This is a genomic window from Paenarthrobacter sp. OM7 (genome assembly GCF_029873575.1).
Lineage (GTDB): Bacteria > Actinomycetota > Actinomycetes > Actinomycetales > Micrococcaceae > Arthrobacter.
Window position 1 is genome coordinate 138,134 of sequence record NZ_CP123579.1, and the last position, 14,829, is coordinate 152,962.

The following is a 14,829-nucleotide window of genomic DNA, read 5'->3' on the forward strand; positions in this document are numbered from 1 at the left end:
CACTACTTGTCTGTCTGCAGGTGTCGACAGTCGTGGCACCCACTTAGACGGTCGAAGGACCCACCAGTCCGCCCTCGTAGGCGATGACAACGAGTTGGGCCCGATCCCGTGCGCCTAGTTTCGTGAGGATTCGACTCACGTAAGTCCGCACAGTGGTTCGCGTGAGGAACAAGGCGGCCGCAATCTCGTTGTTGGATGCGCCTTGTCCGATGAGGGTCAAGGTTTCGCGTTCGCGGACGGTCAGTCCGCTGATACGGTCGTGTGCGGCCGGGCGCAGGGTGAAGCGGTCTATGAGACGGCGGGTGATCTCCGGGGCGAGTAGGGCGTTCCCTTCATGGGCGGTACGGATTGCCTTGAGGATGTCCGGCAGAGGGGCGTTCTTCAGGAGGAACCCTGATGCTCCGTGGCGGAGTGCTTGGTAGACGTAGTCGTCCAGATCGAAGGTGGTCAGCATAACCAGCCGGGTGCGTGACTTCCGGGAGGCCAGAATGCCTGCAGCCTCAAGCCCGGTCATTCGAGGCATTCGAACATCCATCAGCGCTACGTCGGGTTGATGCTGGATGATGGCTTCCACTGCCTCTGCACCGTCGGCAACCACGGCGGAGACGGTCATGTCCGGTTCATCGCCGATCAATAAGCGCAGTGACGTCCTGATGTGAGCATCGTCGTCTGCGATGAGAACACTGATCTCATTCATCGGGTTTCCACCCTCCCTGCAGTTCCCGGCAGTGAAACAGCCACGCGGTATCCACTGGCATCCCGTCCTGCGTCGAAGGTTCCTCCCAATAACTGAGCCCGTTCACGCATTCCTGTGAGTCCGTGACCGTTCTTGGAAGCCAAAGCTGCCCCCGGGCCGTCGTCGAGGATGATGATTCTCAGGTGGTCGCCCTCGGTCCTGATAGTGATCCGGCAGGTTTGTGCTCCGGAATGACGGATCACGTTGGTGAGGGCTTCCTGAATGATGCGGTAAGCCGTGGTTCGCTGCGCAGCGGGAAGATCCCCGGCGCCTTGATCGGCGTCGATGTGGACTGATATGCCGGCCCGTATGGCCGGCCGGGAGAGTTCCTGCACCAATTCCACGAGTCTTCCCGGTGGGGTCTCATCAGCAGTTTCATCACGTTCCTGAAGCATCAGGACGTGCAATTCACCCAACGCATCCCGGGCATCGGACTCAATTCCTTGCAAGGCGGACCGTAGATCGTCGGTGGTGGATGATTTCACATGCGCTACGACGCCGGCCCGCACTCCGATCCCTCCCAGGGTGTGGGACAGAACATCGTGGATATCGCGGGCGAGGCGGAGCCTTTCCTGAGCCCGGGCATTGCGCTCGGTCTCGTACCGCATGCGTTGAGTGCGGATGCCCAGGACCCATGCCGCACCGATGATGACAGCGCCCAGGATGACCCCCCGAATGCTCGCTTCGGCGCCCTCGGCGGACACCAGAAGCAACCATGCGAACAGAAGAACTTCCAGCGCGACCAGCCACGTGGGAAACAAGCGGGTGCCGAATCGCTCCGCGGCGACGTAGAGACAGAACCCGGTGACCAGGAAAGGATCCTCCGTCATTCCGAAGGCCCATCCCACCGCCGTCACAACGCCGGTCCACACGGCTGCAAGCCAAGGAAACCGTGACCGAAGGCAGAGACCCAGGACAAGCAGTGCGCCAAGGACCAGTTGAACAGGCCTGCCAGGTGGTTCCGGGGGAGCAACGGTGATCCAAAGCCCCGCCACCACAATGAGGCCGATCAATCCGTTCAGCAGGGCGGGGGCGATCGTCCTGCGGAAAACGGAAGAGCGGGTCTGAGTCACAGTCAGTACCCCAACTGCTCCCGCAACGCCGTGAGTTGGTGCGACGACTCCACAGCTTGCTCGTGGTCAACGGACACCAGCGCCTGAACCAGGACATCACTGAGCACAATCGATGGCAACGCCTCAGTGGTCATGCCGGTGGGTGTGTGTGGAGCGAGGATCACGGCGTCGGACAGGTTGTGCAGGGCAGAGTCGGGTTCGTCCGTCAGTAGAACGGTGGACGCACCAACTGAACGTGCTCGCTTCAGCAGCACCTCGACGTCGACCGTTACACGTCCCGGCGCGAAGACGACCACCACATCCTGGCTCCCAAGTTGGAGCAAATCATCCGCGAGCCGGAAGCCGTCGCTGGAGATGCACCTGGCCCGCCGGCCGATCCTGTTACAGCGCAGGGCCAGGTTGAGGGCGGCAATTCCGGACGCGCCCACACCGTAACTGACAATCGTGGAACCTCTCATGAGGAGTTCGACGGCGGGAGCGATCGCCTCCGCCGGGTCGGCGCTGGAGGCGAGTTCCAGCCTGTCCTTGGCCTCGGACCACACGTTGTGCCAGATGTCTTCGATGCTGGCACCCATGTGGTCGATGCGCTGTTGCATGCGAACTTCCGGCGCCACCGTTGAGGTGAAGGGGGTGGCGATGTCTCTTTTGAGTTCCTGCAATCCGGAGTATTCCAGCGACTGAACCGTTCGGACCACCGTGGCGCTGCTGGTCCCACTCTCGGCGCCGAGCTCCTGCGCGCTCGCGTAGAGAAGACGCTCGGGAGAGCTGTTGGTGAGGAACGTGCTCACTGTCCGCTCGGCCTTGGAGAGCTTGTCCCAATGCTCGCGGACACGACCACGCAGGTTAATCATGCCCCGATTTTTCGTAACGTCTGTTACAGAAGTCACATTGGATGTATTGTTCATTCTAAAGAAGCCCTCACTTGTAACGGTTGTTCCAAAGATACCCCTTCCCGCCGCGGATGACAGTGAGCCCCAACCGAATGAAAGGCCCTACGGATATGAGCAACACATCCTTGCGGATCGTGGAGATCTCCGGACCTCCCTTGGAGCGGGGGAGGCAGTACGGAAACGCTGCCGCAGACCTGATCACCAAAGCCATCGATTTTTACACCGAAGCGTTCCAACAGCAGACGGGACTGACCTGGGAGCAACTGCGCGGGCGGGCCGAGCGCTGGATGGGGCTGTGCACTGACACTGCGCCGGATCTGGTCACGGAAATGCGTGGCATCGCCGAAGGCAGTGGCCGGGACGTCCTGGACATCATGGTGCTGAACCTTCGCGGTGAAATCATCTACGACGCTGGCTTCGCCAAGGCGCCTGAACCCGAAGAGCGCGACAACGTGGACGGGTGCACTTCCTTTGTACTGACCGATGGTGCATCCGGTGATGGCCACATGTACGTCGGCCAAAACTGGGATTGGCGCCACGGCGCACAGGACACCGTGATGATCCTGCGGGTTATTCAGGACCCCAAGCCCACGCTGATCATGCAGGTTGAGGCAGGCCAGATTGGCCGGCACGGAGCGAACTCCGCCGGCATTGCCCTCAACGCCAACGGATTGGGTGGCCGGTTCAACGACGAACTCGGGATGCCGCAGACCTTCATCCGGCGCATGGTGTTGGATCAATCAGAACTTCCGGATGCGTTGAACACGCTCTTCCGCCAGAAGCCCCACATCGCCAGCAACGCCGTGCTGTCCCACCGCTCCGGATTCTCCATTGACGTGGAAACCACCCCGGGAAGCAACGGTTGGATGTACCCGGACACATCCGGGGTGCTGGTGCACGGAAACCACTACGAAGCTTTCATGCCAGTACAACTGGCGGCCACCTACCGTCCGGTCTCCGTGGATTCCCTCTTCCGGGTTCCACAAGCGCGACGGGGGCTGGAACGGGTCCGCACCGCCACAAGCACCGTGCACTCCCGCGAACTTATCAAGTCAGCGATGTCGGACCACCTGGGTTACCCCGAATCCGTGTGCACCCACCCTGACGAGCGCCGCCCCCGTGTCCGACAGTGGTCCACGTTGCTCTCAAGCTGTGTTGACCTCACAAGCGGTGACTACCTGGTCACCAACGGAACCCCGTGCGACCACCACTACGAACAAATGCCCTGGAACCTCTACGACGGGCCCGGTTCCGCCCACGACTCCCTCAACCCCACCATTGCAGAGGTATCACTGTGAAACGCAACGATAGATTCAAGCCTTTTGCCCGGACCGGCGTGATCGCCGGTGCAGCCGCCTTCACTCTGGCGATCAGTGCCTGCAACGCGGCAGGTCCGCAAGCCCAGGGCACCCCCACCGATGTTTCCTTCGGCCCCACCACCTCTGAAGCTGCAGGCCCGATCGACTCGTTCACGTGGATGATCACCCAGGAGCCGGCAACGTTCGATCTGGACAAGGACAGCGGTACGGCCGAGAACACCATCATGTCCAACGTCTGCGAACGCCTGATGAAACTCCAGTCAGACCTGACCACCACGCCTCATCTGGCAGAGAGCGCCGAATGGACCTCGGACACCACGGTGGTGTTTACGCTCCGGAAGGACGTGACATTCCACGACGGCACTCCAATGACCGCCGATGACGTGCTCTGGAGCATGCAGCGGCATGCAGCAAAGGGCGCCGACGAATCAGACGAATACGCCAACGTCACCGACATGGCCAAGACGGGCGAAAACCAGATCACCGTCACCCTCAAGCAACGCGACGCCATCTTCCTCCAGGCCATGGCCGGTAACGGCGGTATCGTCCTGAACCGCAAGGTTGTTGAAGCCCAAGGCGCCAACTTCGGGTCGCCGTCGGCTCCTGACGCCTGCTCAGGTCCCCTCAAACTCGAGAAGTGGTCGGCAGGTTCCAACATCACCCTCACCAAGGCCGCTGACTACTGGGACGCTGACAACGCTTCCCTGACCAGCGCCGTGACTTTCCGCTGGGCTGACGACAATGCGATCGTGAATGCCTTGACCAGCGGCGAAGCCCAAGGTGCCTACTTGGACAGCCCTGCCACGGCCGGACCGCTGCAGAAGAGCGACAAGGTCCAGATCGCCCAAGGGCCGTCCACCAACGTCTGGTCGCTCATAGCCACCGAGCGCGGAGCTTTGAAGGACGAGCGGATCAGGCAGGCATTGTCGCTGGCCCTCAACCGGCAGGGTGTAGCCCAGGCAGCATTTGGCGGGCTGGCCAAACCCTGGAAGACGCCGGTGGGTCCGGGCGCTTGGGGCTACGAAGAGCCCACGTTCAGCAGCGCCTACGAAGCATTGACCGGCGCACCCGCGCAGCCGTCCGAGGAAGACCTGGAGAAGGCGAAGAAACTGGTGCAGGAAGCCGGCGTGCCCGCGGAACCGATCGTTGTTGCCAACAGCGGCGACTCCATCAGGAACGTCATCTCCAGCGCACTGGTTGAAGCAGCGCAGAAGATCGGGCTGACGGCCGAAATCGTCACCATCCCGCGCCAGCAATACGGCGACTTTTACTCGGACGCATCCCTGCGTGCACAAGCAGACCTCTTCTCGGACGAGTACTACATCTCCAAGAACGACCCCGTGGGCTTCTACAAAAACGGGGCCTCCACGGCCCGGGTGAACTTTGTGAAATTCACCGGCGAGGGCTACGACAACAAGGTCAAGGAAGCCCAGGCCACCACCGACGACGCCGCCCGCGCCAAGCTCGCCATCGAACTGGAGAAGCAGTGGACCGACGCCGTGGTCTGGATTCCTGTGGCACACACACCCGCAACCATCGCCATGGCGAAAGACATCACCGGAGCACCGTCGTCGGCATCGTTCCTTTACTACCCGTGGGCCGCGGACGTCGGCAGCAGCAAGAAGTGACGCCATGATCCGTGCAGCAACCCGCATCGCGGGAATGATCCTGACCTTGGTGGTGAGCTCGTTCGTCATCTTCGCCGCGATGTATGCGGCGCCAGGGGACCCGGTCACGTTCCTGATCGGCAACCCGGAGAACGTGACGCCTGAGCGCGTTGCCGAAGTGAAGGCGCAGTACAACCTGGATCAACCGCTCATTGTTCAATACGGGCTCTGGGCCTCCCAGGCCTTTGTAGGCAACCTCGGCACGTCGTTCCAATATCACCAGCCAGTGGCTGAGCTGATGGCCACCCGGCTTCCGGCAACACTCGCGTTGGTGGCCATGGCGTCAGTGTTGTTCATCGTGGCCGGTGTTGGCCTGGGCATCCTGTCCGCGCTGCGCCAAGGCAAGCGCACGGACTCCACCATCACCGCGGCCACCACCCTTGCGGCGTCGGTTCCGTCCTTCGTGATCGGCCTGCTGCTGGTGTCCATCTTCTCGGTCCAGCTGGGATGGTTTCCCGTCTCGGGCGCTGGCGAAGGTTTTCTGGACCGGCTGCACCACCTTGCGCTGCCAGCAGTGGCACTGGCTGTTGGCGCCGTCGCAATTGTCAGCCGGGTGACCCGCCAATCCATGGTGGAGCAAATGTCCATGGACCACGTGGAGGCGGCCCGCAGCTTCGGGCTGGCGCCCGCCAAACTGATCCGTCGGCACGTTCTCCGCAATGCGTGGGGACCCATCCTCACCATGGTGGCGCTTGTGGTGGCCAGCATGCTGGCCGGAACGGTCGTCGTCGAGAGTGTCTTTGGCATTAGCGGCGTCGGCAAGCTGCTGGTGGATGCCATCAACACGCACGACTTCCCCGTGGTGCAGGCCGTGCTCCTCTACATGGTCATCACGTACATGGTGGTGACCACCCTGGTGGACCTGGTCCACCCGCTGCTTGATCCGCGCATCAAGGCAAAGGACAAGAAATCATGAGCTCCCTTTCGACGTCCACGCTGGCGTCCACCCCGGTTATCGGCAGGAAGAAGCGCGACGTTGCCTACCTTCTGAGCCTCGGCTTCCTCATCGTTGTGGTTGTTGCCGCTCTGCTTGCACCGTGGGTGGCCCCGTACGCCGCCAACGCCGTGGACTTCACCGCGATCTGGCAGGCGCCGGGTGCAGCGCACCTGCTCGGTACTGACCAGGTTGGCCAGGACTTGTTCTCCCGGCTCATCCACGGCGCCCGCGAATCGTTGCTCGGACCCCTTGCACTCTTGGCGCTGGCTACGGTGTTCGGGGTGACGATCGGAACCGTCGCGGCCTGGAACGGTGGCTGGATCGATGTCCTCCTGGCGCGCATCACCGATGTCATGTTCGCCTTCCCCGGGCTTTTGTTCGTGGTTTTGGTCATCGCCGTCTTTGGCAAAGGACCCGCGACGGCGATTGTCGCCTTGGCGCTCGCCTACGCACCGGTGATCGCCAAGTTCACGAGGTCGTTGGCGTTGGCCGAGATGGCCCGGCCCTACGTGGATGCCTACCGCGTGCAGGGTGTAGGCGGATTCTTCCTGTGCGTCCGCTACATCATCCCCAACCTGACGCCACCGCTCCTCGGCTATCTTGTGGTGCTGTTCGGCGAAGGCCTCATGAGCCTCGCGACGCTCAGCTTCCTGGGATTCGGCGCACAACCGCCCAGCTCCGAGTGGGGACTCATGGTCCAGGAAGGCCAGTCCGGCATCATCCAAGGCCACATCTGGCCGACGCTGGTTCCCGGCGCCGCCATCGCCGCCGTTGTGGTGGCCGTCAACGTGGTGGGCGTGCGGCTGTCCGACCGCCTGAACTCCCGGTTTGAGAGGTAGGAAAATGCTGCTCGACATAGACAATCTGAGCCTCACCATCACCACGAATGGCCTCAGCCACCAAATCCTGGACCAAGTGAGCCTCTCCGTTGACGCCGGGGAAGTGGTGGGCCTGGTGGGCGAGTCCGGTTCCGGTAAGTCCACCACCGCGCGAGCCGTGCTGAGGCTGTATCCCGAAACGGCCGGCGTCGACGGTTCCATCATGGTGAGTGGGACGGAAGTCCTGTCGGCGTCCCGCTCTGATCTTCATAGGGTTCGGTCTTCCGAGGTTGCCATGATTCATCAGGACCCGCGGGCGGCGCTCAACCCGGTGCGGCGGATCGGCGACTCGCTGACTGAGCGGCTGGTCCACGTGCTGGGTGTCAGCCGTTCGGATGCTGCCGCGGCTGGGCTGGAACTCCTTGCCGCTGTGGGGATCCGGCAGCCTGAAGAGCGGATGCGCCAGTACCCGCACGAGCTCTCCGGCGGCATGCTTCAGCGGGTTGTCATTGCCGCGGCGCTCACCGGACAGCCAAAACTGCTGCTGGCAGACGAGGCCACCAGCGCGCTGGACGTGACTACCCAAGCCGAAGTCCTGGCGATCCTGCGAGACCTTCAGACGCAGCGCGGCCTGGGAGTTCTCCTCATCACCCACGACCTCCACCTGGCAGCCGCGTACTGCGACCGCGTGTACGTAATGTACCGCGGGCGGATCGTGGAGGAACTGCGCGGCAACGACCTCTTCCACGGGGCGCAACACGAATACACCCGCCGGCTGTTGTCGGCCGTTCCCGCAATCGGCCACCTCCCCAATTCAGAAAGCAGGGCATCATGAGCGAAAACGTCCTCGAGGTTCAAGGGCTGCAGAAGGCGTTCCGCGTGGGGACGGGCGAGGTTGTAGCCTGCAACAACGTCAGCTTCGCCATTCCGCCGGGCGGTTCCATGGGACTGGTGGGGGAGTCGGGGTCCGGCAAGAGCACCATCGCCCGCATGCTGGTGGGACTTGAAACGCCCGACGCCGGCACTATCCACGTGCGGGGACGGCAGCTTGGGACGCGGGAACGGGGACGCGCGGCCCGCCTGCGGCGTGCCAAGGAAATCCAGATGGTGTTCCAGGATCCGTACGGCTCATTGGACCGGCGGCTGACCGTTGCACAGTGTTTGGATCAGGCGATGCGGTTGCATGGGGTTTCTGGTTCTTCGCGTGTTGCTGCGCTGTTGGATCAGGTTGGCTTGCTGGCGAAGCATGGTGACTCCAAGCCGCACCAGCTCAGCGGTGGTCAGCGGCAACGCGTGGCGATTGCCCGGTGCTTGGCCATTGAGCCGTCGGTGATGGTGTTGGACGAGGCTGTGTCCGCGCTGGATGTTTCGGTGCAGGCCCAGATCCTTGCCTTGTTGAACGAGATCCGGGCGTCTTCCGGGATCGCGCTGTTGTTCGTGAGCCACGACCTCGCCGTGGTTTCCGAGGTCACGGACGACGTGCTGGTTATGTACCGGGGGTCGATCCTCGAGCAGGGACCCACGGGCCGGGTGCTGAATGCGCCGGAGCACAGCTACACGAAGCTGCTCATTTCCTCGATGCCGGGGCCGGGATGGGATCCGAAGGACGTGCTGCAGAGGCGGGCGGCGTTCGAGGCGGAGGTGGGGGTGTGAGGGTATTGCCTTTGCCGGATTCTTGTCCGGAATCCGGGGACGCGGATTGTCCGTTTTGCTCGGGGCCGGAGACGGACTGACATGACGCTAGCTGGTCGAGAAGTTGCTATGAGAGCTGAACTTTCGCTTCAAGGTAGCCGTCATGTCTGACCGAAGACCCGCGAGACCAACTGCCCGTTGGAGCCGTAGGTCTCAGTCCAGCCGTTTAGCGTCGTTGCACGGAATCCCATGTCCACGCCTTCAAAGGACGTCCAGGGATCTTCCATATCGTGGGGTTTCACAAGCGCACCGCCCGAGAGTGACACTGAGCTCGGGTTCCGTTCAGAGCCACGAAGGACAACTGCGCAACGGTTGCTCGGCGGCCACTCCGTTACCACGTCGTCGTAATACACGAATTCAAGGCTCGCCAGATAGCCGTCCTGGTCGAGGAGGCAGAGCACTGACGACGGGACGCCGGTGGGGTGGCTAAGCTCTTCCAGCTCAGCTGGCAAGAGGCGGGTCCAAGGTGCACCTGGAGCCTTTGTTCGATCGACTTGGATCGCGATCGAAGGGCAGCCGCAAATGCAGTCCGATTCGACTCCGATGATGTTCATTGCCTGCTTGCGAAATTCGCTTACGCCCTCGAACTCCATGGAAAGAAGTCGGTTGAGGATTTCCAGCTCAGTGTCATTGATGGGACGCATGACTTAGCCTCGCAGTACCCCTACTTCCCCTTCTTCCCCGTCCGCTTAGCAGCAGCGTTCATCGCCGACTTCACTGCAGGCGGCAGCCCCGCCGTCTCGGTTTCCGGCTCGGCCACAGTCCCGCGCCAGCGAGCCAGACCCTTCATGCCGTGGTAGATCACCAGGGCAGCAGCGGAACCAAGGGCAATGCCCGTGAACTTCAGCTCGCCAATGGTCCAGGTGTAGTCCGCAATGCCGATGATCAAAGCCACAGCGGCCGTCGTCAGGTTGATCGGGTTGGAGAAATTGACCTTGTTCTGCACCCAGATCTTGACGCCGAGCACGCCGATCATGCCGTACAGCATGGTCGCGGCGCCGCCCAGGACGCCCGGCGGTACGGTCGCAATCAGCTCGCCGAATTTCGGGGAGAAGCTCAGCAGGATGGCGAAGACACCGGCAACCCAGTAGGCCGCCGTCGAGTAGACCTTTGTGGCCGCCATGACGCCGATGTTCTCCGCATATGTCGTGGTACCGGAACCGCCGCCGAACCCGGCAAGAACCGTCGCGGCGCCGTCGGCCATCAGCGCGCGGCCGGAGACGCCGTCGAGGTTCTGGCCTGTCATCGCGGCCACCGACTTCACGTGCCCCACGTTCTCAGCCACCAGCACCAGCACAACCGGCACGAACAGACCCACCACGCCGATGTGGAATTCGGGCGTCTGAAACAGCGGGAGGCCAATCCATGCGGCGGCGTCCATCTTTTCGTACGACACCTCTCCACGCATCATCGCCACGAGGTAACCCACCACAACGCCCACCAGGATGCTCAGGCGCCCCAGAATCCCGCGGAATAGAACGGAAACCAGGATGATCGTGACCAACGTGATCAGTGCGGTAACCGGCGCGAGATCGAAGTTCGCCTTTGCGGCCGGCGCCAGGTTCAGGCCGATCAGCGCCACGATGGCGCCGGTGACGATCGGCGGCATCAACCGGTTGATCCACTCGGCGCCGAACTTCTGGACCACCGCACCGATAAGCGCCAGGACGACGCCGGCCAGCACCACGCCGCCCAAGGCGCCACTCACGCCGTACTGCTGCTGGGACGCCATGATCGGGGCGATGAACGCGAAGCTCGACCCCAGGTAGCTGGGCACGCGGCCCTTGGTGATCACCAGGAACAGCAGGGTGCCGATACCCGAGAAGAGCAGGGTGGTGGCCGGAGGCATGCCCGTGATGATGGGGACCAGGAAGGTCGCGCCGAACATGGCTACCACGTGCTGCATGCCGATGCCGATGGTCAGGGGCCACGCCAGCCGCTCGTCGGGTGCCACCACGTGGCCGGGCCGGACGGACTTGCCGTTGCCGTGGAGCTTCCATTTCATGCCGAGCATGCTCATGGCGGGGCCTTCCTCAGAAGAGTGTTGGGATTCGGTGCAACATTACCGCCATTGCGGGGCCTGCTCTACGCGCCTCGCGCGGTGAATAACGCGCCAAGCGGGCCTCACAACGCAAGGAAACGACACGCGAAGTCACGCTGTGTGCTCAACGTCACGGGCCGTCACGGGAAGAGGACAACGGAAGTTGAAGTTGCAACCATGGAAAGCAGAAGTGCCCGGCCGGCTCAGGGTCAGGCCCAGCGAAAGGTTCACCAAATGACGATTGCCCACGAAGAAGCAGTCATTGACGCCGCAGCAGTCGACGCCATTTTTGCCGAAGCCCGCACCGCCAACAGCTTCGCCGGTGAGGTCACCGAAGAGCAGGCCCGCGCCATCTACGAGCTCACCAAGTTCGGCCCCACCGCTTTCAACTCCCAGCCGCTCCGCGTGACCTACGTCCGCTCGGATGAGGCCCGCGCCAAGCTGGTGGACACCCTCTCCAACGGCAACAAGGCCAAGACCGCCTCCGCCCCGCTGGTCGCCATCCTCTCTTACGACACCGACTGGCAGGGTCAGTGGGACAAGTTCCTGCCCGCCTACGGCGCGCCCAAGGCCATGTACGACGCCGATCCCGCTTTCGCCGCTGCTACGGGCAACAACAACGCTCATTTGCAGGCCGGCTACTTCATCCTGGCCGTGCGCTCGCTCGGTTTCGCCGCTGGCCCGATGACCGGCGCCGACTTCTCCGCCATCGACGCCGAGTTCTTCCCGGCCGGCGACCAGAAGAGCTTCCTCGTGGTCAACATCGGCCAGCCCGGCCCCGACGCCTGGGGCGAAGCCAAGCCGAAGTTCGCATACGACGACGTTGTTCGCACTGTCTAAGACCTCACATCGCAAAAACGCCCGCTCACAGGAATGTGGGCGGGCGTTTTGCATTGCCGGCGGCTTGAGGCCGACGCTCTTTCAGGTCCCTCGGGCTTGCAGCCAACGCTCTCTCACTCCCGCTCGGGTCGATTTCCCCGATCCCGATGATCTGCCGCTCTGATGACGCAGCGGACGAGTAGGGTCACCGCCACGATCACTACGGCGGCCACAAGCAGCAGTATGAGTAAAACCATGACGTGCCAAGCCTCTAGCCTCATATTCCCCCAGCGTTGCATGTCCTTCCCTCGACTCTAGGGATGTGAGAGATGGTTGGCCGGAAGCCCGAGGGATGTGAGAGAGGGTTGGCCGGGAAGTCCGAGGGTTGTGAGAGAGGGTTGGCCGGAAGCCCGAGGGTTGTGAGAGATGGTTGGCCGGCGGGTGGCAAACTAATGCCTATGCGGAACCTCATTTGGGTGGCGTTCACGGAGCCCGTATCTCCGGGGCTGGTTTTTCCGCGCAGCGACTGGCCGCTGCACATCACGCTGTTAAGGTTCGACGTCGGGACTGACGTGAGTGCCGACGTCGCCGGTGTGTTGGCGGACTTGGCCGAAGCACCCGTCAAGGGAGCGCTGGGTGCGCAGCTGCGGGTGGGCGGAGAGGCGGGTTTCGGGCATATGGGGTCCATCCCGGTCAGTCTCATCGAGCACAACCCGCTGCTTCAGGGGCTGCACGAAGAGATTGTCGAGGCAGCAAAGGCAGCAGGCGGGCGCATCGCCACCCCCAACTACATCCTGGACCACTACAGGCCGCACATCTCGCACCACGACGGCAAGCGCCCCAAGTCCGGAGACGTCGTCGTGCTTGACCACGTAGCGCTGGTGGACATGGCGCCCGAAGGTGACCACACCATCCGCCGAGTCCTCAGGCTCTGGACGCAGGACGCGGAAGGCGATTGAAGACGCGGAAACGGGCTGAGGACACTCGAATCCAGGTGTCCTCAGCCCGTTTCGGTGGCGCCAGCAGATATGCGCGTCGCCGGCGTCGCAGGCTAGGCGGAACTAGGCGATAACCCCGTCCACCAGCGCCTTGGCCTCTTCCTGCACCTGCTTCAAGTGGTCCGCGCCCTTGAAGGACTCGGCGTAGATCTTGTAAACGTCCTCGGTACCGGAGGGGCGGGCCGCGAACCAGGCGTTCTCGGTGACCACTTTCAGGCCGCCGATCGAAGCGCCGTTGCCGGGTGCCTCGGTGAGCTTGGCCGTAATGTCCTCGCCTGCAAGGGACGTGGCGGTGACATCAGCGGCGGAGAGCTTGCCCAGCTTGGACTTCTGCTCGCGCGTGGCGGCGGCGTCGATGCGGGCGTAAACGGGTGCTCCGAACTGGTCCGTCAGTCCCTTGTACAGCTGTGAAGGAGAGGACCCCGTGACGGCGGTGATCTCCGAGGCCAGGAGGGCCAGCAGGATGCCGTCCTTGTCCGTGGTCCAGACGCTGCCGTCGAGCTTGTTGAAGGAAGCGCCGGCGGATTCCTCGCCACCGAAGGCGCCTTCGCCGGACAGCAGGCCCGGAACAAACCACTTGAAGCCCACGGGAACCTCAACCAGCTTGCGGCCCAGTCCACCGGCAACGCGGTCGATGATCGAGGAGGAAACCAGCGTCTTGCCCACCACGGATTCCGGGTTCCAGCCGCTGCGGTTCCGGTACAGGTAGTCGATGGCGACAGCCAGATAGTGGTTCGGGTTCATCAAGCCACCGTCCGGTGTCACGATTCCGTGGCGGTCGGCGTCGGCGTCGTTACCTGTGGCGACGTCATAAGCGGCGGTGCCATCAGCACCAACGGCCATCCGCTTGATCAGGGATGCCATGGCCGACGGCGACGAGCAATCCATGCGGATCTTCTCGTCCCAGTCGAGGGTCATGAACGCCCACTGTGGATCGACTGTGGGGTTCACAACGGTGAGGTTGAGCTGATGGCGCTCGCCGATCTCGCCCCAGTAGTCCACGGAGGCGCCGCCCATGGGGTCGGCTCCGATGCGGACACCGGCGTTGCGGATGGCGTCGAGGTTCAGCACCGAGGGGAGATCGTCCACGTAGCTGCTGAGGAAGTCGAACTTGCCGGTGGTGTCAGCACTCAGGGCATCGTTCAACGGGATGCGCTTGACCCCACGGAGGCCATTTTCCAGAAGCTGGTTGGCGCGGTCGGCGATCCATCCGGTGGCATCCGTGTCAGCAGGGCCGCCGTGGGGAGGGTTGTATTTGAAGCCGCCGTCGCCGGGAGGGTTGTGGCTGGGAGTGACCACGATGCCGTCGGCCTGGGGGGTGCCTGGCGCCGCTTCGCGGTTGTACTTGAGGATCGCGTGGCTCAAAGCCGGGGTGGGAGTGTAGCCGTGGCGGGCGTCCACCAGGACGGTCACGCCGTTGGCGGCGAGCACCTCCAAGGCGGAGTTCTGCGCCGGCTCGCTGAGGGCGTGGGTGTCACGACCAATGAACAGCGGGCCGGTGATGCCCTGGCGTCCACGGTATTCAACGATTGCCTGCGTGATCGCGAGGATGTGCGGCTCGTTGAAGGATGCCTTCAAGCTGGATCCGCGGTGTCCCGACGTTCCAAACGCCACACGCTGCGCGGGATCACCCAAGTCCGGAGCTACGTCGAAATACGCGTCCAGCAGGGCTGTGATGTCAACAAGGTCCTGGGGAAGGGCAACTGTGCCCGCTCGGCTAGCCATGGGGTCCAGCATGCCAGACCCTCGCGGCTGCTGACAGGAAATGACCGTGTTGAGCGCCCTGTGACGCCGAAAGGCACCAAACTTGCCGCGACCGAAGCCCAGCGACGCGAAGAT

At 63.0% G+C, this 14,829-nt stretch carries 14 protein-coding genes; 8 read left to right on the plus strand and 6 right to left on the minus strand.

Features of this window, described 5'->3' with window-relative positions:
• Positions 1-43: 43 nt before the first annotated feature.
• Genes QEH68_RS00700 through QEH68_RS00710 form a run of 3 tightly spaced genes read right to left on the minus strand, consistent with a single transcriptional unit; the run spans position 44 to position 2,660 of the window.
• Positions 44-697: a response regulator transcription factor gene (locus QEH68_RS00700; protein WP_280625543.1), complete on the minus strand. Its 654-nt coding sequence runs from the start codon at positions 695-697 to the stop codon at positions 44-46.
• The gene (locus QEH68_RS00705) at positions 694-1,809 is read right to left on the minus strand and encodes a sensor histidine kinase (RefSeq protein WP_280625548.1); all 1,116 of its coding nucleotides are present in this window, start codon (positions 1,807-1,809) and stop codon (positions 694-696) included. Before QEH68_RS00705 ends, QEH68_RS00700 begins: the two co-directional genes overlap by 4 nt.
• Before the next feature lie 2 nt (positions 1,810-1,811).
• A complete protein-coding gene (locus QEH68_RS00710) occupies positions 1,812-2,660 on the minus strand; it encodes a MurR/RpiR family transcriptional regulator (protein ID WP_280625556.1) in 849 nt (282 codons plus the stop codon).
• Between the two features lie 149 nt (positions 2,661-2,809).
• Here QEH68_RS00710 and QEH68_RS00715 point away from each other — a divergent pair, with 149 nt between their 5' ends.
• From QEH68_RS00715 to QEH68_RS00740, 6 genes are read left to right on the plus strand one after another with little or no spacing between them, the layout of a single operon-like run.
• Complete coding sequence (locus tag QEH68_RS00715; protein WP_207595684.1) at positions 2,810-3,997, plus strand: C45 family peptidase; 1,188 nt, start codon at positions 2,810-2,812, stop codon at positions 3,995-3,997.
• Complete coding sequence (locus QEH68_RS00720; RefSeq protein ID WP_280625587.1) at positions 3,994-5,646, plus strand: ABC transporter substrate-binding protein; 1,653 nt, start codon at positions 3,994-3,996, stop codon at positions 5,644-5,646. Before QEH68_RS00715 ends, QEH68_RS00720 begins: the two co-directional genes overlap by 4 nt.
• A 4-nt stretch (positions 5,647-5,650) precedes the next feature.
• Positions 5,651-6,601 (plus strand): ABC transporter permease, encoded by a 951-nt coding sequence (locus QEH68_RS00725; RefSeq protein WP_280625602.1) that lies wholly within the window; start codon positions 5,651-5,653, stop codon positions 6,599-6,601.
• Positions 6,598-7,461, plus strand: coding sequence for an ABC transporter permease (locus QEH68_RS00730; RefSeq protein ID WP_207595687.1), 864 nt, complete (start codon positions 6,598-6,600; stop codon positions 7,459-7,461). Before QEH68_RS00725 ends, QEH68_RS00730 begins: the two co-directional genes overlap by 4 nt.
• A 4-nt stretch (positions 7,462-7,465) precedes the next feature.
• Positions 7,466-8,275, plus strand: a complete 810-nt coding sequence (locus QEH68_RS00735; RefSeq protein ID WP_280625624.1) for an ABC transporter ATP-binding protein — start codon at positions 7,466-7,468, stop codon at positions 8,273-8,275.
• Positions 8,272-9,093, plus strand: coding sequence for an ATP-binding cassette domain-containing protein (locus QEH68_RS00740; protein ID WP_280625627.1), 822 nt, complete (start codon positions 8,272-8,274; stop codon positions 9,091-9,093). The genes QEH68_RS00735 and QEH68_RS00740 overlap by 4 nt, the downstream gene beginning before the upstream one ends.
• A 140-nt stretch (positions 9,094-9,233) precedes the next feature.
• On the opposite strand, the gene QEH68_RS00745 is transcribed toward QEH68_RS00740, so the two are convergent.
• Together QEH68_RS00745 and QEH68_RS00750 are read right to left on the minus strand one after the other, a co-directional pair.
• Complete coding sequence (locus tag QEH68_RS00745; protein ID WP_280625629.1) at positions 9,234-9,776, minus strand: hypothetical protein; 543 nt, start codon at positions 9,774-9,776, stop codon at positions 9,234-9,236.
• 20 nt (positions 9,777-9,796) lie between these two features.
• On the minus strand, positions 9,797-11,152 hold the full coding sequence (locus QEH68_RS00750) for a solute carrier family 23 protein (protein ID WP_280625631.1): 1,356 nt from the start codon (positions 11,150-11,152) through the stop codon (positions 9,797-9,799).
• A gap of 255 nt (positions 11,153-11,407) precedes the next feature.
• Between QEH68_RS00750 and QEH68_RS00755 the strand changes: the two genes are divergently transcribed.
• Positions 11,408-12,013, plus strand: coding sequence for a malonic semialdehyde reductase (locus QEH68_RS00755; RefSeq protein WP_189018464.1), 606 nt, complete (start codon positions 11,408-11,410; stop codon positions 12,011-12,013).
• A 437-nt stretch (positions 12,014-12,450) separates the two neighbouring features.
• A complete protein-coding gene (locus tag QEH68_RS00760; protein ID WP_207595693.1) occupies positions 12,451-12,951 on the plus strand; it encodes a 2'-5' RNA ligase family protein in 501 nt (166 codons plus the stop codon).
• 102 nt (positions 12,952-13,053) lie between these two features.
• Here the strand turns inward: QEH68_RS00760 and pgm are convergent, their stop codons facing one another.
• Complete coding sequence (gene pgm / locus QEH68_RS00765; RefSeq protein ID WP_242703470.1) at positions 13,054-14,715, minus strand: phosphoglucomutase (alpha-D-glucose-1,6-bisphosphate-dependent); 1,662 nt, start codon at positions 14,713-14,715, stop codon at positions 13,054-13,056.
• Positions 14,716-14,829: the final 114 nt, after the last annotated feature.

Excerpts from the sequence above, each read along its gene's own strand:
- QEH68_RS00700 (WP_280625543.1), bottom strand. The coding sequence starts at position 697 with ATGAATGAGATCAGTGTTCTCATCGCAGACGACGATGCTCACATCAGG.
- QEH68_RS00710 (WP_280625556.1), bottom strand. The coding sequence starts at position 2,660 with ATGATTAACCTGCGTGGTCGTGTCCGCGAGCATTGGGACAAGCTCTCC.
- QEH68_RS00715 (WP_207595684.1), top strand. The coding sequence starts at position 2,810 with ATGAGCAACACATCCTTGCGGATCGTGGAGATCTCCGGACCTCCCTTG.
- QEH68_RS00725 (WP_280625602.1), top strand. The coding sequence starts at position 5,651 with ATGATCCGTGCAGCAACCCGCATCGCGGGAATGATCCTGACCTTGGTG.
- QEH68_RS00730 (WP_207595687.1), top strand. The coding sequence starts at position 6,598 with ATGAGCTCCCTTTCGACGTCCACGCTGGCGTCCACCCCGGTTATCGGC.
- QEH68_RS00735 (WP_280625624.1), top strand. The coding sequence starts at position 7,466 with ATGCTGCTCGACATAGACAATCTGAGCCTCACCATCACCACGAATGGC.
- QEH68_RS00740 (WP_280625627.1), top strand. The coding sequence starts at position 8,272 with ATGAGCGAAAACGTCCTCGAGGTTCAAGGGCTGCAGAAGGCGTTCCGC.
- QEH68_RS00745 (WP_280625629.1), bottom strand. The coding sequence starts at position 9,776 with ATGCGTCCCATCAATGACACTGAGCTGGAAATCCTCAACCGACTTCTT.
- QEH68_RS00750 (WP_280625631.1), bottom strand. The coding sequence starts at position 11,152 with ATGAGCATGCTCGGCATGAAATGGAAGCTCCACGGCAACGGCAAGTCC.
- QEH68_RS00755 (WP_189018464.1), top strand. The coding sequence starts at position 11,408 with ATGACGATTGCCCACGAAGAAGCAGTCATTGACGCCGCAGCAGTCGAC.
- QEH68_RS00760 (WP_207595693.1), top strand. The coding sequence starts at position 12,451 with ATGCGGAACCTCATTTGGGTGGCGTTCACGGAGCCCGTATCTCCGGGG.
- pgm (WP_242703470.1), bottom strand. The coding sequence starts at position 14,715 with ATGGCTAGCCGAGCGGGCACAGTTGCCCTTCCCCAGGACCTTGTTGAC.